This window comes from Streptomyces sp. H27-H1, from assembly GCF_026627445.1.
GTDB lineage: Bacteria > Actinomycetota > Actinomycetes > Streptomycetales > Streptomycetaceae > Streptomyces.
Window position 1 is genome coordinate 193,286 of the sequence record NZ_JAPNLJ010000006.1, and the last position, 15,281, is coordinate 208,566.

Genomic DNA, 15,281 nt, shown 5'->3' on the forward strand with positions numbered 1-15,281 from the left:
TGGGCGTGTCCATGACGAGATCGGGACATACCTGCGGACATAAGACCGGCGTTATGGTGCGGACGGGTGGCGCTGCATAAGCTGCGGGGATGCAGCTGGAGTTGAGACATCTGCAAGCCGTCTGCCAGATAGCGGAGACCGGCAGCCTGGGGGGTGCGGCACGGAGACTCGGGGTCTCCCAGCCGGCGCTCTCCGCCCAGCTGCGCCGGATCGAGAGGGTCACCGGCGGCGAACTCTTCGTCCGGGGCCGGCTCGGAGTCGAACCCACCCCGCTCGGCCAGTTCGTCCTGGCCAAGGCGCGCCGGGTGCTCAGCGAGATGGACGCCCTCGGCGCGGAGACACGGGACCGCACATCCGATGCCCCGCTGCGCCTGGGCTGCATCCTGCTGGTCCTGATCGACGGCCTGATCGCCCGGCAGGACCTGGTCCTGTCGGGCCGCGAGATCACCGTGGACCTGGAGGACTCGGTGACCGCCCTGGTACGGATGCTCGGCGCGGGGCGCTACGACGTCATCGTGTACGGCGAGGTGAACGACCACGAGGTGCCGCTGCCCGGGGGAGTGGCGGCCCGCACCCTGGTCCCCAAGGAGCCCTTCTGCATCCGGATGTCAGCCCGCCACCCGCTGGCCCGGCTGGAGGCCCTCGACCTCGCCGACCTCGCCGACGAGCAGTGGATGACCCTGGTCGAGGACGACGACGGCGGACCCGAGGCGCTGATCGAAGCCTGCGCCAAAGCCGGCTTCGTCCCCGCGCTGCGCTACCGGATCACCGACCGCATGATGCAGTACGACCTGATCTCCGCCGGCCGCGCCGTCTCCCTCAGCCAGCCCACCGCACCCGCCGTGGCGGGCACGGTGATGCGGCCGGTGATCGGGGCGCCGATCACGGGGCGCATCCGGCTCGCCTGGAACCGCTCGACGGTCTCGGCCCTGCAGGCGGAACTCTTCTACCGCTCGGCAGCTCTCGCATACCTGGCCAATGTGGACAACAACTCCTTCCACCGTGCCTGGTGGGACCTGCATCCGGAAGTCCATCCGGTCCTGGACTGACCCTCCCGCGCCGCCGGCCCCGCCCCGGCCCGCACGGTTCTGACGTCATTTCACGCTCCGTACATTGAACGGGTATTCGGCTCCCTTCACGCTCTCCGCATGGCAGTGGCCGCCACACCATTTTCCCTTCGGACAGCAGGAGGAAATGCCGATGAGTAAGAAAGTCCGGCCGCGGGTCAGCAGGAGAGGGTTCCTCGCCGGTACGGCAGCGGCGGGGGGCGCCGTCACCGTTCCCTCGATCGGCCAGGCCTCGGCGGCCCCCGCGGCCGCTGCGAAACGCCCGAAGATCCTGCTGATCGTCACCGACGACCAGCCGAAACAGACCGATTGGGCACTCCAGAAGACCATCGGCCGGCTTGCCGGCCACAGGGTGTGAAGTTCAACCACGGCCACGTCACCACACCCCCCTGTGCGCACCCTCGCGCTCCTCGGTGTTCTCCGGGCGCCACGCCCACAACCACGGGGTCCGTAACAATGCCGCCTCGGTCGCTCGACCAGAACACCACCGTCCAGCACTATCTGAAGCAGGCCGGATATCGCACGGGTCTCTTCGGCAAATACCTCAATTCCTGGAACGTCGCTGACTCACCGCCGCATTTCGAGGAATTCGCACTGCTCCAGCCCGGATGTGTCGACGCCAAGTGGAACCTCGACGGGTCGGTCCATACGTGGAGTACTACCGGGGCCACCATGTCCTCCCCCCACTTTCCCCTGTTGCGCCCCGGGGCACGACTCCCGGGCCGCCGCCGTCACGCTGCTCCCCGCGCCCCGGCCCGTACGCGGTCTGCTCGAACTGCCCGGGGGACGGTTCCTCATGGGCGCCGAGGACGCTCGCCCAGGGGTACGCCTCGCGCGCGATGCGCGGCGGTTCCTTCCTCTGCCACGACTCGTACTGCAACCGCTACCGGGTCGCTGCCCACAGTTTCAACACCCCCGACAGTTCCACGTCCAACGTCGGCTTCCGGGTGGCTGCCTGATGGGTTGTCAGTCCGTGGTGACGAGTCCAGCCACGTGATCGGTGACCATGTCCAGGATCTCGGCTGCGGCCTTGTCGTCGCCGAGGACCAGGAAGTTCAGTGTCACCCCGTCCGTCATGGCCGCCAGATAGCGGGCCAGTACGGGCACCGGCACGCTGAGCTCGAACGGCGTGATCCGGCGCAGCTCCTCGATCAGCTGGGCGTACGTATCGCAGTAGGACTCGTACTGTTTGCGCGCCAGGTGCCCGAACTCGGGCTGACGCAGCGCGTACTGGGTGAGCTCGTAAGTCAGCATGTGCGCGCCGGGGCTGGCCGCCACATGATCCCAGTAGGCCTGGAAACCGGCCCGGATGGTCTCCCGCAGCGTCGGCCTCGGCAGGATCGCCGCCTTCACGATGGTGACGTAGTGGGCGGTGATGGTCTCGATGACCGACTCCAGCAGAGCCTGCTTGGAGTCGAAGCAGTAGTGGAAGACGCTCAGGGAGACGCCCGCCTCGGCGGCGATGGACCGGGTCGTGGTCCTGGACACCCCGTCGCGGGTCATCGCGCGGATCGCCGCCTCCGTCAGCTGCCTGCGCCGGTCGGTCAACGGCATCCGTGCCATGTACGGGTTCCCCTTCGCTCCGGTGTGCCCCGAGCGGGGTGTCCGCGGGCGCACCGGCCCCGGACACCCCGCTCGACGCCGTCAGCTGCTGTATACGCCGACTTCGTACAGGGAGTAACCCCACTGGGTAGCGCGTCCCGCTCCGTGGACGCGCACGTACCGGGCCGGGACCCCCGAGAACTGGGCCGTGTCCAGGCCGCCGTCACCGCTCGCCGTGGACCAGGCCGTCTGCCAGTTCGTGCCGTCCGGGGAGAGCTCGATGCGGTAGGACTTCCCGTACGCGCGCTCCCATTCGAGCGTGACCCGCTTGACCAGGGCCGCGGAGCCCAGGTCGAACTGCACCCACTGGTCGTCGTTCCAGTCGCTCGCCCAGCGGCTGCCCCGGTCGCCGTCCACGGCCTTGCCGGGCGCGTAGCTGACGAACGGGTTCCACTCGGCGGAGCTCGCCGAGGAGGCCGCGCCCGCCGCGAGGTTCACCCCGGCCTTGTGCCGCTCCGAGGATCCCCAGGTGCGCAGGTAGGACTCGGCGCCCTTGAACAGGTCGTCCACCACGCCCTGCCCGCCGACCAGCCGGATGTCCTCGATCCAGTCGGGGACCAGGCCGTAGTGCGAGGCGCCGTCGGTGTTGAGGTCCCACGTGCGCTGACCGGTGGTCTGCTTGTCGATGACGGAACCGCCGTCGGTGCTGCGGAACGGGTACGTGACCGGGGTGGGCGCGTTCGCCCCGCGCGGACCGGGCCAGCCGCCGACGCCGTTCATGTCGGTGCCGTAGCCGTAGCCGACGCCGTACTTGTCGCGCAGCGCGTCCGTCCGCTTGGCCTCCGCGCTGAACGCCTCGGACCCGCTCATGTACTGGGCCGCGAATCCGCCGAACTTGTAGAGCCGCTCGGTCCAGCCCAGGTCCATCCAGCTGTGCGAGGAGATCACGCCCGGGTACGACTCGGTCTCGAGGATGTCGAAGGCCTGGCCGGCCGCCTTCACGCTCATGTGGTCGATTTCGAGCATCATCTTGCGTTTCATCATGCCGCGCACCGCGTAGTCGCCGAGCTCGGTGAGGCCGCGGGTGTTGCACTGGGCGCCCGCGGCGTACGAGGGCACCGTCACGCCGGCCGGCAGCTGCTTCTCGGCCGAGGCCGCCGGGGCCAGTCCGATCGGGTTGTCGTGCTGCGGGCCCGCGCACTGCTCGGTCTGCCAGAAGGTGCCGGTCGACAGGAACTGCCCGACGTTGATGGCCGTTCCCAGCGCGCCCTCGTCGAAGCGGACCCCGCACAGGGCGTTGTCGAACTTGTGGCACAGGAACATGCTGCGCACGCCGAGGTTGTACAGCTCGTCGAGGCCGCGGTCGATGTCCTGCTTGCTGCACTGCGAGATGTCCAGGATCTGCTTGCAGCCGAAGGGCTCCGAGGTCTCGACGCCGAGTACCACCGCCAGCTTGCCCTGCTTGATCACCTCACGGGCCTGCGCGGAGTCGGTGACGATGCGGAACCACCCCTTGCCGGCGCCGCCGTACATCTTGTCGACGAAGGCCTGCATGTCGTAGGTCTTCTGCGCCTCCAGGCGGATGGCGGTCATCTCGTCGCAGGAGCGGTCCTTGAAGAAGTAGACCGAGCAGATCACCCCGTTGGTGACGAGGTCGTTGACCAGCACGCGCTGGCCGCCGCGCCAGGCCCGCTCGATCCAGGCGTAGTAGTTCTGCTGGTGGGTCAGCGAGTCGTGGGCGGGCCAGTCCTTGAAGGTCGGCCAGCCGTCGGGGTCGTGCTTGCCGTCGCCGCCCTTGGTGATGAAGTCGAAGATCGCGAGACTGCCGTCGGGATAGTGCTCGGGACAGTCCTTGAGCGCATCGGCCACCCCGGCGTCGGAGAACGGCTTTCCGCAGATCAGCCGGCCGCCGAAGCCCTCGTTGGACATGATGTGGTCGTGCGCGTCGACGAAGCCCCGTACGTTCCCCTGGGCGTCGGTGCCCTTGAAGGGCTCGCCGGTCACGTTGATCGCGGAGTCGGGTGCGGGGCGTGCGGTGGGGTTCCACCAGCCGTTGTCGGCCGCCGCTCCCGGGGTGGGGCCGAGCGCCATGGCGAGCAGGCCCATGAGCACGGACAGGATCGCGAACGGCCCCCGCCGTCGGTGGGTGCGCGGGTGCGTGTGCGGGTCCGGTTGCTGCCCCGGTTGCCGTTGTGGTTGTCGGGTGATGGCCACTACTCACGTCCTCGGTCGGCGGAGGGTGCGGTCGAGGACACGGTCCACCGGAGGCGTGGCCGCCCAGGCACCTGTTTGTCATGTCCCGCGCAAGCATTGCGTCGAGAATCGCTACTGCCGGGTACAGAGTCAAGAGTCCGGGTCACATGACCTGATGGATCGTCACCCTACTCGCCCCGTGCGCTGCGGTCAGCGGAACGCCGCGGAGCGGGCGTAGCGCCCCGGGGTGGTGCCGACGACGCGCTTGAAGTGCCGGGTGAAGTGGGACTGGTCGTAGAAGCCCGCCGCGACCGCCACCTCGGCGGCGGGCCGGCCGTCGAGGAGCAGCCGGCGGGCCAGGGCGACCCGGCGCGAGACGAGGTACTGGTGCGGGGCGATGCCGAAGGCGCCGCTGAACGCGCGCACCAGATGGGCGGGGTGGGCCTGGAGCAGGCCGGCCGCCTCGTCCAGCGACAGGCCGCCGGCCGCCCGCTCGTCGAGGAGTTCGCGCAGGCTCCGTGCGATGCCGGGGCTCGGGCCGGTCGATGCGTCGGCTGCGGGGAGTTCGAGGCGCGGACGGAGCAGGGTGCGCAGCCGCTCGCCGATCAGGGCCAACCGGCTCTCCGCCTCGAACTCGTCACCGGGGGCGGCGAGAGCCCGGTGCAGCTGCCCGACGCGTCGGCGCAGTACGGGGTCGGTGAGGTCCGGACCGTCCACGGCGGCGCCGATGAAACGCTCCTCCAGCAGGGTGGTGTCGAGGTAGACGACACGCTTGCGAAACCCGTGCGGGGTCGCGGCGGAGCCGTTGTGCGGAACCTGCGGCGGGAGCAGGCTCACCGTGCCGCCCGGGGTGCCGCGCCGGTGGCGGTCCAGGTCGTAGCGGACGGCGCCGTCGTCGACGATCAGCAGGGTCCACTCGTCGTGGACGTGCATGGGGTAGGCGTGCGCGGTGAAGCGGGCATGGAAGACCTCGACGACACCCGCGACCCGCGGGCGCCAGGCCGATACCTCCTGCTGGGGCTGCACGCAAAGAACGTACAAGACCGCGCGAACGCGCTCCCGGCAGGCTGGGGCCATGAGCGAAGAGAACAACGAGAAACACGAGAACAACGAGAAGCACGAGAAGCACGAGAAGCACGAGAAGCACGAGAAGAGTCGGCAGGGGAGCGGCCCGGACCAGGGGGTGGAGGCCGGCGCGGACGCGCCCGTACGCTTCGACACCAAGATCGCGGTGCTGCTGCGCGACGACCTGGAGACGTGGCAACGGCTCAACGTCACCGCGTTCCTGGTCAGCGGGCTCGCAACGGCGTCCCCGGAGGTGGTCGGCGAGCCGTACGAGGACGCCGACGGAACCCCCTACCTGCCGATGTTCCGCCAGCCCGTCATGGTCTTCGAGGGAGGGAAGGAAACGGTGACGGCGGCGCACGAGCGGGCGGTGCGGCGCGGGCTGCCGACCGCGGTGTTCACCTCGGACCTGTTCGCCACCGGCCACGACGCGGCCAACCGGGCGGCGGTGGCCGCGGTGGGGAAGGATCTGCTCGACCTGGTCGGGATCGCCGTCTATGGTGCGCGCAACTCCGTGGACAAGGCGCTGAAGGGCGCCCGCATGCACCGGTGAGCATCGAGGGCCGCGTCGGGGCGGACCGGCGGGCCGTACCGGCCGTCAGCGCGCGCCCTCGGCGAGCCGGCGCTCCAACTCCCCCTCCGGCAGGTCCTCCAGGTGGGTCAGGAACACCCACAGGTGTCCGAAGGGGTCGCGCAGGATGGCGGTCCGGTCGCCGTGGAACTGGTCCTCGGGCGCCTGCACGACCTCGGCCCCCGCGGCAACCGCCGTCCGGGCGAGCGCGTCCACGTCCGGGACGAAGACGTGCAGCGCGACCGAGGTCCCGCCCAGCTCGGAGGGCGCGGTGAAGGGGCCCTCGGAGACGTCGCCGAGCATCAGGACGGCCCCGCCGATCCGGATCTCGGCGTGCAGGACCCCGCCGTCCGGGTGGCCGAGGCGGAACTCTTCGACCGCGCCGAAGGCCTGTTCGTAGAAGGAGAGCGCGCGGGCCGCGTCGGACACCATGATGTGCGCCACCACGGCGGAGCGGTAGCGCTCGGGAATGACGGTCTGGACTGTCTCGTGTGTGGTCATGTGCCGGACCGTAGGACCTCAACTCGACTTGAGGTCAAGGCCCCGCGCGTGCGGTCAACCGGCGGAACCGGCCATGCCGGGCTTCTTGAGTGGGCCACGAGCGGCTGACGGTACAAGGCGCTGTACCGGCCGACCAGGGCTGGGCCGCACCACGCCGGATGCACCGCAGGACCACATCCCAGAACGGAAGCCCCATGGCCACTGACCAGGTACTGACCGGTTCTGCGCCACCCCGCTCCAGCACGGCGCCGCCCCGCGAGAGCTCCGTGCCGATCCACGGGAACACCCCGGCCGCAGCGCAGCAGCGCCCCCGTACGGTCCGGGTGGACTCCCTCACCGGCCTGCGCTTCCCGGCCGCGCTGTTGGTCTTCGCCCACCACGCCTTCCTCGGCATACCCCCGCTGCGGCTGCTGGCGGACGAGGGCACCGAGAACCGGCTGGCCCACTGGTCAGCGGGTTCGTCCTGACCTGGTCGGCCCGGGACCGGGACACGACGACGGCGTTCTGGCGGCGCCGGTTCGTCAAGATCTATCCGACCTACGTGGTCACCTGGGCACTCGCGCTGTCGCTGTTCGCGATGTTCTACACCTCCGCGGGCGTCGCCGTGGCCAACCTGTTCATGGTGCAGGTCTGGTGGCCGGAGTACATGACCAACTTCAGCGTGAACGCGCCGAGTTGGCCACTCGCCGTAGAAGCGATCTTCTACCTGTGCTTCCCCGCCCTGCTGAAGGCCTTCCGGCGAATCGACCCCGGTCACCTGAAGTACTGGATCACCGGTGCGATCGCCACCGTGGTGGCCACCCCCGCGCTCGCGTACGCCTTGTTCCCGAGCGGCGACCGGATCCCCAGCGGTCACGACAGCTCGGTCTCCCAGTACTGGTTCAGCTACGTGCTGCCCCCGGTCCGCATGGCCGACTTCGCCCTCGGCATCCTGGTGGCGCTCGCCGTGAAGCACGGGCGCTGGCGCAACATCGGCATGGTCTGGTGGAGCCTGCTGCTGGCCGCCGGGCTACTGGCTGACCTTCCACGTGCCCTACCTCTACGGCCAGCGCGCCGTGATGATCCTGCCGATCGTTCTGCTGATCGCGGCAGCGGCGAGCGCGGACATCAAGGGCGGGCCGAGCCTGTTCCGCAACCGCACGATGGTGTGGCTGGGCGAGGTCTCCTTCGCCTTCTACCTGCTGCACTACATCACGATGTGCTCACTACGATGGGCGCTCGGCGAGGAGATGTACTCGCTCCCGGTCACCCTCGCCCTGCTGGCGGGCGTCGGCGTGGTCACGCTCCTGATGTCCTGGGGGCTCTTCGCCTGGGTCAAGAACCCGCTCGTACGACGCTTCGGCCGTTCGCGGCCCGCGAAGACCGGCTGAGCTCCGCCCGGCCGGGGCCGACTGCGGCCCCGGCCTCAGGGCATCTCGTCCGGGTCGCAGCTGGCCCGGCGCAGGCCGATCGTCCGCAGGGCGCGCATCAGCCCCTCGGTGTCCCCCTCGCGGACCACGTGCACCGCCCCCTCCACGGCGACCGCCGCCAGCGCCCGGCCGGCCTCCGCGCCCGCCGCCGTACGCAGCACCACACCGCTGGGCGGGTCCAAGGCCCGCACCCCGCGGAAGACACCGGCCGCGGACGGATCGCCGTCGAGGCTGCCGCGCAGGGCGAGCACGGTGATGTCGGGGAGCAGGATCCGGGCATGGGCGAGGGCGACGGCGGGCTCGTGGGCATGCGAGATGACCTGGAAGTGCGGGTTGCTCTGGATCCGCGACCGCAGCCGCTCCAGTTCCACGCCCTCCGGTACGCCGACCACCAACACCGTCATCACAGTCCCCATCCTCCGTCCCGGCGCCCTCCCCGGCCAGACGGCCCCTTCCGCCGTCGTGGCAGCGGTCTGCGCGGCTCCCGAACCCACCGCGTCCGACAGCGACACTCCGCCCGGCCCGTCAGCCGTCTACCGCCTTCTGCTCCGGGGGGCCGGTCCAGTGCGTGCTGCTTGGTGATCTTCCAGGTCACGGCCTGGTCTTCCGCCCGGTGGCCTGCGGGCGGTATCGCTCGCCCTGAACGCGTGGGGCTGGGCGACCGTGACCTCCAGGCCGCTCCCGAAGTTTCTCGTCTCTCCCCAGGCGGTGGCGGGCGGCGGTCCGACCCAGGCCGGGGCTGGTCCGGCTCCGCCGACCACTCGGCATCGGCTGCCCGGTCAGTGGGCGGCCGCTCCGAATTCCGCGTGCCGTCCGTGTGAGGCGTACTCGGCGTCGTCGGCCGGGGGCGGTGCGGGGAAGGCGGTCCGGCGTAGTTCCGCTCGGGCCTGTTCCAGGAGCAGTTCGAAGTCCTCGTCCGTCATCGTGCTCACCTCTCAAGGTCCTGCTACGGGTGATTCGCGACGGAACCATGATCGGATTGGCCGCCGGCCGTTCGGCACGGGCCGCCGGCCGTTCGGCACGGGCATCCGGTCGTTGGGCACGGGCATCCGGCCGACCGGTACCAATCCGACCCACGTGGTGTGGAGCCTGTCCCCGGGCAGCCGCATCGAGATGGCCTGCCAGCAGGACGGCTGGTACCACCTCGCCGACGGATCGGGCTGGGTGCCCTCCCGCTACGTCCAGGCCCACGACTGGGTGCGCTACTGCTGACCGCAACAGTCGGCAGGGGCACCTTTCCGTGCCCGCGGTCGTCCCGGTCACCGGTCTAGCGGGCCCGGGGCGGCTGCGGACCTGGTTTGAGCGGCCGAGGGTGTAGCCCCGGTGCGTCGGGTCCAGGGGCTTGGTGGCCTCCTTGAAGAGGTACTCGGCACGCTCGTAGGACAGGCGGCGCCGGCCCGTGTCCGGGCACAGGTCGGCCGGCCCGGGTGTCCGGGCCGGTCCGGGCCGCCGGTCGGAGAGGAACACGGGGCCCCGGGTGCGGCCGGCCAGCAGCCGGGGCAGGAGCGGGGCGGTCCCGGAACGCCAGTTCACCCAGGTGCGGCCCGTGCGCGCCCGGCGGTCGAGCAGGTCCAGATCCTCCACGTTCAGGGACAGGACGGCCTTCACAGCCGCCCCCGATTCGTGCAGGAGCCGCCACAGCGTCTGTTCGCGCAGCGGCAGGTCCGGGGTGTTCCAGAGCACGTCGAGCTGCGCGGGTCCCAGGGCGGACGGCCGGGGACGGGGCTCGGCCCGCCGCTCCAGCCCTGCCGCGAGCTCGTCCAGGCCGGCCCAGGCGCCGAAGGAGCGTACGGCCGCGCGGTGCCGGTTCCAGGTCCTGGCCGCCGCAGCGCCCCAGGCGGCCGCGCAGACCCGTGCCACCCGGTCGGCCGTCAGGGAGGGCAGCGGAGTGCTGTCGCCGAGGGCCAGGCGTAGGCGGCGCAGGGTCTGGCCGTACGACCGGACCGTGGCCGCGTCCAGATCCTCCCGGCCCAGGAAGTCCTCGGCCGCCCGGCCGAGGGTCGCTCCGGGCGGGCCGGCGGTGGCGGGGATCTCCTCCGCGCGCCGGTGCAGGAAGGCGCGCTCGGCGGCGTTCCTGGCCAGGGCCGCCGCCCGGTGGAATTCCAGTCGCGCCTCCTGGCCGCGGTCCAGGCGCAGCAGCAGGTCCCCGCGGACACTGGGCAGGAGGTGGTAGTCGCGGAGTACGGGATCGGCGACCAGGGAGTCGACGAGGTCGAGGCCGGCCTGCGGCCCGTCCGCCATCCCGAGCGCGACCGCCCGGTTGAGCTGGACCACCGCCGTCGGCAGCAGCTGCGCCAGCCCCCCGTACAGGGCCGCGATCTGCGCCCAGTCCGCTGAGCGCGCTGAGAAACGGCGGCCCCGGCTGGCTCCAGATCGTCAACTTCCTGATCGCCGGAACGCTGCTCGCCATCGGGGCGACGGGCCTGCGCCGGGTCCTGCACGGTGCCCCCGGAGGCACGTGGGCGCCACGGCTGGTCCGGATCGTCGGCATCGGCATGATCGCCGCGGGAGCGTTCGTCATGGACCCGGTCGACGGGTTCCCCGTGGGCGCCCCCTCGGCGCAGGCCGCCACACTCACCTGGCACAGCTACGCCCACTTCGCCGCCGGGACGGTCACCTTCACCTCGCTGGTCGCCGCCTGCTACGTCCTGGGCCGGCACTTCTCCCGCGCCGGGAACCGCCGGTACGCGATCGCCTCCCGCGTCGCCGGCACCGCCCTCCTGATCGGGAACGGCTGGGCGATGGGCGGCGGCCGGGCCGGCACCCTGACCCTGGCCGTCGGTGCCATCACGGCGATGCTCTGGACCTCCGTGGTCGCGTACCGCTTCCGCCGAGGCCTCTGACCCGGCAGGCACCTTCGGCGGGCGGCGGTCAGGCAGCGCCGCCGCGGAAGGCCGTGGCATGCACGGTGTCGCCGCAGAGGGCGAAGTTTCCGCCGTCGTCGGGCGCGAGCTGGAGATGGCCGCCTCCCACGCCCAGTACCACCGAAGGCGCCACGGCCGGCTCGGCGCCGGAGGCGCAGTAACCGCCGGCCTCACCGAGCACCGGTTCGAAGGTGAGCAGCGTCGAGGCCAGGCCGCCGACCGACACCCGTACCTCGTGCACCGGGCCCTGGCGGACCACGTCGAGCGGCTTGTTCCTGTCCGGGGAGCCCTGGCCCGCGAGGGCCACGGTGGGGAAGCCCCGTAGGACGCACGCCCCCGGGCCGTCGTTGACCACGGTGATCCGGACCTGGCTGTTCCCGGTCCGCTGCGCGCTGTCCGCGATGAGCTGCCCGCCCGTACAGGCAGTGGCGGCGGCGGACCGCCCGGCCGTCTCCGCCGCGGCGCCGGGGCCGGCGGCCACCAGCAATGCGCAGGCCGTCGTGGATGCCAGGAACCAGAGGGATGGTGTGCCCTTCACGGGACCTCCCGGGCTTTTAACCGGTGATGCGCAGGGTGTCAAGTCCCGAACTTCCGGAACGTGACCCCGATGCACCCCCCGGGGCTTACTGGTGATGCGGGCCTCACCGAAAAGGAAATGAGGCAACAGGGAAGAGAAGGAAAACCTCTCAGAGGAACTCCTCCTCTCACCAAATTACCGCACCGTCCCGGATTTCCGGGGCGTCACATATCCCTCTGGATCAGTAGGAGAAGGCCATGAACCGTAAGACCAGCACCAACAACGTCGTCCGTACCAACCGTCGCGGATTCCGCATCGCAACTCTGGTCGCCTCGGCCGCCATGATCTCCGGAGGGGTCCTCATTCCGGCATCCATGGCTACGGCAGCCTCGATGCCCGCCCATGTGGCCACCGCCCTCCCGGCCGCCGGTGGCGCCGGAGGGGACGGCGGCGAAGGCGGCGGCGGCCTCATCGGCGGCGGCGGCGGCTCCGGCGGCTCCGGCGGCGGCAGCGTCCTCGGTACCGGCGGCGCCGGCGGCAACGGCGGCAAGGGCGGGACCGGAGTCCTCTCCGGCGGCGGTGGCGGCGGCGGCGGTGGCGGCGGCGAAGGGAAGATCGGCGGCAAGGGCGGCAACGGCGGCGGCGGTGGCGGCGGTCTCTTCGGAGGCAGCGGTGGCAACGCCGGCAACGGCGGCGACGGCTGGCTGATCGGCGGCAAGGGCGGCAACGGCGGCAAGGGCGGCTTCGGAGTCTTCGAGGGCGGCAACGGCGGCAAGGGCGGCAAGGGCGGCTTCGGCAACCTCCTCGGCGGTCTCGGCGGCGTCGGTGGTGCCGGAGGCGGCAGCATCTTCTAACCGCGCTTGACGGAAACCGCGCTTCACGGGGGTGGGGGCCTTCAGGGCCTCCACCCCCACCCCCCACCTTTCTCATCTGCGACACCCGTGCTTACGGAAACGGAGAACCCCCATGTTCACGAGCCCCTGGCAGCGTCCGCTCATCCTGGCGGCGGCCTCCCTGGCTTTCGTCACCGGTACGGCGTGCGCCGCACAAGCGTCGCAGTCCCACACTCCCGCAAGCGCCTCCTCCTCGGCCCAGGCCGGCCAGCCCGCCTTCTGCGGAATCGGCGGCTTCGGCGGCGGCGAAGGTGGCGAGGGCGGCGAAGGCGGAGAGGGCGGCAAGGGCGGTAAGCCCGGCAAGCCCGGGGAGCCCGGCAAGCCCGGCCGAACCGGCTGCTTCCGGTTCGAAGACCTGCCGGACAAGCCCAAGGCGGAGCTGACGATGGTGGACAAGGTGCGCATCGTGGTGACCCTGCTGGCCGACGACTCCGACAAGACGAAGGAAAAGATCGCCAAGAAGTACGAGATCTCGACCGACCAGATCGACACCTGGAAGAAGAGCTACCTCGAAGGCGACTGGCTGGCCCTGATGGGTGCGGGTACCGGCTCCCCCCTTTCCCCTCTCGCGTGACATGCGGGCCCGCCCGGCCGGTGGCCGGGCGGGCCCTTTTTCCGGCCTGATTCCCGGTCCCGCATTCGATCATTTCTTGACAAAGGAGAATCCCATGCGTCTGCGTTCTTGGAAGTTCCGAATCGGTCTCGTCATATCGTCGACCCTGATCGGCGCCGGTGCGATGGCCCCCGCGGCCATGGCGGCTCCGGCATCGCCGGTCCAGACCCCCCCGGTGTCCAGCGGCTGGAACGGACACGACAGCAGTGACAGCAGACCGGGCACACGGCTCAGCAGCAAGGTCCAAGTCGGCAACGGCAGCGTCCGCGTCGGGGACAAGGTGTGCGCGGGCAAGTGCAACGGATCCGTCAACGGCACCAACGGTGGCAACGGCGGGGTTTGCGCCGGACTGTGCAACGGCAGCGCCAACGGCGGGACCGGCACCCAGGGCCGACCGGCCGGAGAAGGCAACCAGGGCGGCAAGGGCGGAATCTGCGCCGGGTTCTGCAGTGGCAGCGTCAACGGTGGAAACGGAGGCACCGGCGGCATCGCGCTCCCCGGCGGTGACGGCGGCAAGGGCGGCAAGGGCGGTACCGGTGGAATCTGCATCGGCATCGGCTGCCAGAGCAGCGGCCGGGGCGGCAACGGCGGCGCCGGCGGATCCGACTGACCCGCCGGGCCGGGACACACCATCCCCCGTGGGGGCGAGCGCCGCTCGCCCCCACGGGCGTGCGTGTGGACCACTGGATAGACTTGCGGCGGGAGGCGCCTGATGGGCACGGCAGCGAACCGGAGCCTTTACCCGGGCCGGGCCTCCGGCCTGATCGGCAAGCAGATCGCCGGCTACCGGATCGAGCGCATCATCGGCCGGGGCGGCATGGCCGTCGTCTACCAGGCCAAGGATTTGCGCCTGGACCGTACGGTCGCGCTCAAGCTGATCGCCCCGGAGCGCGTCCGCGACGAGGTCTTCCGGCGCCGATTCGCCCACGAATCCCGGGTGGCCGCGAGGATTGACCACCCGCACATCGTGCCCGTCTTCGAAGCCGGTGAGACCGACGGGGTCCTGTACATCGCCATGCGGTACGTCGCCGGGCTGGACCTGCGGGCCCTGCTGGACCGGGACGGCCCGCTCCCCGTTCCGACCGCGCTGCGCATCGCGGCCCAGGTGGCGTCGGCGCTCGACGCCGCCCATGCACACGATCTGGTCCACCGGGACGTCAAGCCCGGCAACATCCTCGTCGCCGAGGGCACCGACAGCGACCACCCGGAGCACATCTACCTCACGGACTTCGGACTGACGAAGAAGTCGCTGGCGCTCACGGGGTTCACCACGGCGGGCGAGTTCGTCGGCACGGTCGACTACATGGCGCCGGAACAGATCTCCGGCCGGCCGGTCGACGGCCGGTGCGATCTCTACAGCCTCGGCTGTGTCGTCTACGAATCCCTCACCGGCGGGCCGCCCTTCGAGCGGGACGACGCCCCCGCGCTGCTGTGGGCGCACCAATACGACAAGCCGCCTCCCCTGACGGAGAAGCGGCCCGATGTCGCGCCGGCGGCCGGCGATGTACTGGCGAAGGCTCTGGCGAAGGTCCCGGAGGACCGCTACGACTCCTGCCTGGAATTCGTGGCGGCTCTGCGCTCCGCCACCGGCGGGGTCAAGCGCGCAGGTCCGCTGCCCCGGGTGGATCCCCGGACTCCCGGGGGTCCGGGGAGCGGCGAGCCGCCGCTGGAGCCCCCGGTCTGGGCGCGGCCGGTGTTCTGCGGCCCGCCGGACGGGCCGTAGGCCACGGGCGGTGTCACAGGTCCGGGGTCACAGGTCCGGGGTCACAGACAGGCCCGGAGTCAACAGACAGGCCCGGGGTCACAGGCCCAGGGATATGGCCAGACGGGTCATCTCGGCCGTGGTGTTGATGCCCAGCTTGGCCCGGATGCGGCGCAGGTAGGCGTCGACCGTGTGCTTGGAGAGTCCCATGGAGCGGGCCGTCTGCACGTAGGTGCACCCGGCGGCGATGTGGCGCAGCGCCTCCTGCTCACGCGGGGCGAGTGCGGCGGCGGGGGCTTCGGTGAGGGGCGCGACGAGTGTGAGGCTCATGGGACTTCCTCCGG

20 protein-coding genes and 3 pseudogenes are annotated in these 15,281 nt (G+C 71.0%); 14 read left to right on the forward strand and 9 right to left on the reverse strand.

Annotation, left to right across the window (positions count from 1 at the left end):
* Nucleotides 1-89 precede the first annotated feature (89 nt).
* From OTB20_RS08890 to OTB20_RS08900, 3 genes and pseudogenes are all read left to right on the forward strand, one after another.
* On the forward strand, nucleotides 90-1,049 hold the full coding sequence (locus tag OTB20_RS08890) for a LysR family transcriptional regulator (RefSeq protein WP_267757111.1): 960 nt from the start codon (nucleotides 90-92) through the stop codon (nucleotides 1,047-1,049).
* 151 nt (nucleotides 1,050-1,200) lie between these two features.
* On the forward strand, nucleotides 1,201-1,425 hold the full coding sequence (locus tag OTB20_RS08895; RefSeq protein ID WP_267816173.1) for a twin-arginine translocation signal domain-containing protein: 225 nt from the start codon (nucleotides 1,201-1,203) through the stop codon (nucleotides 1,423-1,425).
* Between the two features lie 472 nt (nucleotides 1,426-1,897).
* A pseudogene (locus OTB20_RS08900) lies at nucleotides 1,898-2,026 on the forward strand (SUMF1/EgtB/PvdO family nonheme iron enzyme); the annotation flags it as partial.
* 7 nt (nucleotides 2,027-2,033) lie between these two features.
* Here OTB20_RS08900 and OTB20_RS08905 read toward each other — a convergent pair.
* From OTB20_RS08905 to OTB20_RS08915, 3 genes are all read right to left on the reverse strand, one after another.
* Nucleotides 2,034-2,630, reverse strand: coding sequence for a TetR/AcrR family transcriptional regulator (locus OTB20_RS08905; RefSeq protein ID WP_267816174.1), 597 nt, complete (start codon nucleotides 2,628-2,630; stop codon nucleotides 2,034-2,036).
* Nucleotides 2,631-2,711: 81 nt separating this feature from the next.
* The gene (locus tag OTB20_RS08910) at nucleotides 2,712-4,715 is read right to left on the reverse strand and encodes a discoidin domain-containing protein (protein ID WP_420716359.1); all 2,004 of its coding nucleotides are present in this window, start codon (nucleotides 4,713-4,715) and stop codon (nucleotides 2,712-2,714) included.
* A gap of 297 nt (nucleotides 4,716-5,012) precedes the next feature.
* A complete protein-coding gene (locus tag OTB20_RS08915) occupies nucleotides 5,013-5,828 on the reverse strand; it encodes a helix-turn-helix domain-containing protein (protein ID WP_267816176.1) in 816 nt (271 codons plus the stop codon).
* A gap of 49 nt (nucleotides 5,829-5,877) precedes the next feature.
* Between OTB20_RS08915 and OTB20_RS08920 the strand changes: the two genes are divergently transcribed.
* Complete coding sequence (locus OTB20_RS08920) at nucleotides 5,878-6,420, forward strand: DUF2000 domain-containing protein (RefSeq protein WP_267816178.1); 543 nt, start codon at nucleotides 5,878-5,880, stop codon at nucleotides 6,418-6,420.
* A 45-nt stretch (nucleotides 6,421-6,465) separates the two neighbouring features.
* Here the strand turns inward: OTB20_RS08920 and OTB20_RS08925 are convergent, their stop codons facing one another.
* Complete coding sequence (locus OTB20_RS08925) at nucleotides 6,466-6,939, reverse strand: VOC family protein (RefSeq protein ID WP_267816180.1); 474 nt, start codon at nucleotides 6,937-6,939, stop codon at nucleotides 6,466-6,468.
* A gap of 194 nt (nucleotides 6,940-7,133) precedes the next feature.
* Here OTB20_RS08925 and OTB20_RS08930 point away from each other — a divergent pair, with 194 nt between their 5' ends.
* From OTB20_RS08930 to OTB20_RS08940, 3 genes and pseudogenes are all read left to right on the forward strand, one after another.
* Nucleotides 7,134-7,406: a hypothetical protein gene (locus tag OTB20_RS08930; RefSeq protein ID WP_267816182.1), complete on the forward strand. Its 273-nt coding sequence runs from the start codon at nucleotides 7,134-7,136 to the stop codon at nucleotides 7,404-7,406.
* Nucleotides 7,403-7,894, forward strand: a pseudogene (locus OTB20_RS08935) (acyltransferase family protein); the annotation flags it as partial. The gene OTB20_RS08930 and the pseudogene OTB20_RS08935, both read left to right, overlap by 4 nt.
* A gap of 73 nt (nucleotides 7,895-7,967) precedes the next feature.
* Nucleotides 7,968-8,309, forward strand: a complete 342-nt coding sequence (locus OTB20_RS08940) for a hypothetical protein (RefSeq protein WP_267816183.1) — start codon at nucleotides 7,968-7,970, stop codon at nucleotides 8,307-8,309.
* Between the two features lie 35 nt (nucleotides 8,310-8,344).
* On the opposite strand, the gene OTB20_RS08945 is transcribed toward OTB20_RS08940, so the two are convergent.
* Together OTB20_RS08945 and OTB20_RS08950 are read right to left on the reverse strand one after the other, a co-directional pair.
* The gene (locus OTB20_RS08945) at nucleotides 8,345-8,752 is read right to left on the reverse strand and encodes a hypothetical protein (protein WP_267816185.1); all 408 of its coding nucleotides are present in this window, start codon (nucleotides 8,750-8,752) and stop codon (nucleotides 8,345-8,347) included.
* Nucleotides 8,753-9,127: 375 nt separating this feature from the next.
* On the reverse strand, nucleotides 9,128-9,280 hold the full coding sequence (locus tag OTB20_RS08950) for a hypothetical protein (RefSeq protein ID WP_267757120.1): 153 nt from the start codon (nucleotides 9,278-9,280) through the stop codon (nucleotides 9,128-9,130).
* A gap of 103 nt (nucleotides 9,281-9,383) precedes the next feature.
* On the opposite strand from OTB20_RS08950, the gene OTB20_RS08955 reads away from it, so the two are divergent.
* Entirely contained in the window at nucleotides 9,384-9,560 is a 177-nt protein-coding gene (locus tag OTB20_RS08955) for a hypothetical protein (RefSeq protein WP_267816331.1), read from the forward strand.
* A 567-nt stretch (nucleotides 9,561-10,127) separates the two neighbouring features.
* Here the strand turns inward: OTB20_RS08955 and OTB20_RS08960 are convergent.
* A pseudogene (locus OTB20_RS08960) lies at nucleotides 10,128-10,547 on the reverse strand (site-specific integrase); the annotation flags it as partial.
* Between OTB20_RS08960 and OTB20_RS08965 the strand changes: the two are divergent.
* Both OTB20_RS08965 and OTB20_RS08970 read left to right on the forward strand, forming a co-directional pair.
* Nucleotides 10,443-10,685 (forward strand): hypothetical protein, encoded by a 243-nt coding sequence (locus tag OTB20_RS08965; protein ID WP_267816332.1) that lies wholly within the window; start codon nucleotides 10,443-10,445, stop codon nucleotides 10,683-10,685. The pseudogene OTB20_RS08960 and the gene OTB20_RS08965 sit on opposite strands and share 105 nt — an antisense overlap.
* 5 nt (nucleotides 10,686-10,690) lie before the next feature.
* On the forward strand, nucleotides 10,691-11,191 hold the full coding sequence (locus tag OTB20_RS08970; RefSeq protein WP_267816324.1) for a DUF998 domain-containing protein: 501 nt from the start codon (nucleotides 10,691-10,693) through the stop codon (nucleotides 11,189-11,191).
* A gap of 28 nt (nucleotides 11,192-11,219) precedes the next feature.
* On the opposite strand, the gene OTB20_RS08975 is transcribed toward OTB20_RS08970, so the two are convergent.
* A complete protein-coding gene (locus OTB20_RS08975) occupies nucleotides 11,220-11,750 on the reverse strand; it encodes a DUF4232 domain-containing protein (protein ID WP_267816187.1) in 531 nt (176 codons plus the stop codon).
* Nucleotides 11,751-11,986: 236 nt separating this feature from the next.
* On the opposite strand from OTB20_RS08975, the gene OTB20_RS08980 reads away from it, so the two are divergent.
* The 4 genes from OTB20_RS08980 (at nucleotide 11,987) to OTB20_RS08995 (ending at nucleotide 14,958) form a co-directional block, all read left to right on the forward strand.
* A complete protein-coding gene (locus OTB20_RS08980; RefSeq protein ID WP_267816190.1) occupies nucleotides 11,987-12,583 on the forward strand; it encodes a hypothetical protein in 597 nt (198 codons plus the stop codon).
* Between the two features lie 112 nt (nucleotides 12,584-12,695).
* Entirely contained in the window at nucleotides 12,696-13,196 is a 501-nt protein-coding gene (locus OTB20_RS08985) for a helix-turn-helix domain-containing protein (protein WP_267816192.1), read from the forward strand.
* Between the two features lie 94 nt (nucleotides 13,197-13,290).
* On the forward strand, nucleotides 13,291-13,845 hold the full coding sequence (locus tag OTB20_RS08990) for a hypothetical protein (protein WP_267816194.1): 555 nt from the start codon (nucleotides 13,291-13,293) through the stop codon (nucleotides 13,843-13,845).
* A 102-nt stretch (nucleotides 13,846-13,947) separates the two neighbouring features.
* On the forward strand, nucleotides 13,948-14,958 hold the full coding sequence (locus OTB20_RS08995; protein ID WP_267816196.1) for a serine/threonine-protein kinase: 1,011 nt from the start codon (nucleotides 13,948-13,950) through the stop codon (nucleotides 14,956-14,958).
* Between the two features lie 78 nt (nucleotides 14,959-15,036).
* Here the strand turns inward: OTB20_RS08995 and OTB20_RS09000 are convergent, their stop codons facing one another.
* Nucleotides 15,037-15,267, reverse strand: a complete 231-nt coding sequence (locus OTB20_RS09000; protein ID WP_267757128.1) for a response regulator transcription factor — start codon at nucleotides 15,265-15,267, stop codon at nucleotides 15,037-15,039.
* Between the last annotated feature and the right edge of the window lie 14 nt (nucleotides 15,268-15,281).

Coding starts and splice junctions, on each gene's coding strand:
- OTB20_RS08985 (WP_267816192.1), top strand. CDS start 12,696: ATGTTCACGAGCCCCTGGCAGCGTCCGCTCATCCTGGCGGCGGCCTCC.
- OTB20_RS08945 (WP_267816185.1), bottom strand. CDS start 8,752: ATGACGGTGTTGGTGGTCGGCGTACCGGAGGGCGTGGAACTGGAGCGG.
- OTB20_RS08990 (WP_267816194.1), top strand. CDS start 13,291: ATGCGTCTGCGTTCTTGGAAGTTCCGAATCGGTCTCGTCATATCGTCG.
- OTB20_RS08980 (WP_267816190.1), top strand. CDS start 11,987: ATGAACCGTAAGACCAGCACCAACAACGTCGTCCGTACCAACCGTCGC.
- OTB20_RS08890 (WP_267757111.1), top strand. CDS start 90: ATGCAGCTGGAGTTGAGACATCTGCAAGCCGTCTGCCAGATAGCGGAG.
- OTB20_RS08895 (WP_267816173.1), top strand. CDS start 1,201: ATGAGTAAGAAAGTCCGGCCGCGGGTCAGCAGGAGAGGGTTCCTCGCC.
- OTB20_RS08930 (WP_267816182.1), top strand. CDS start 7,134: ATGGCCACTGACCAGGTACTGACCGGTTCTGCGCCACCCCGCTCCAGC.
- OTB20_RS08910 (WP_420716359.1), bottom strand. CDS start 4,715: ATGGGCCTGCTCGCCATGGCGCTCGGCCCCACCCCGGGAGCGGCGGCC.
- OTB20_RS08925 (WP_267816180.1), bottom strand. CDS start 6,939: ATGACCACACACGAGACAGTCCAGACCGTCATTCCCGAGCGCTACCGC.
- OTB20_RS09000 (WP_267757128.1), bottom strand. CDS start 15,267: ATGAGCCTCACACTCGTCGCGCCCCTCACCGAAGCCCCCGCCGCCGCA.
- OTB20_RS08995 (WP_267816196.1), top strand. CDS start 13,948: ATGGGCACGGCAGCGAACCGGAGCCTTTACCCGGGCCGGGCCTCCGGC.
- OTB20_RS08905 (WP_267816174.1), bottom strand. CDS start 2,630: ATGGCACGGATGCCGTTGACCGACCGGCGCAGGCAGCTGACGGAGGCG.
- OTB20_RS08920 (WP_267816178.1), top strand. CDS start 5,878: ATGAGCGAAGAGAACAACGAGAAACACGAGAACAACGAGAAGCACGAG.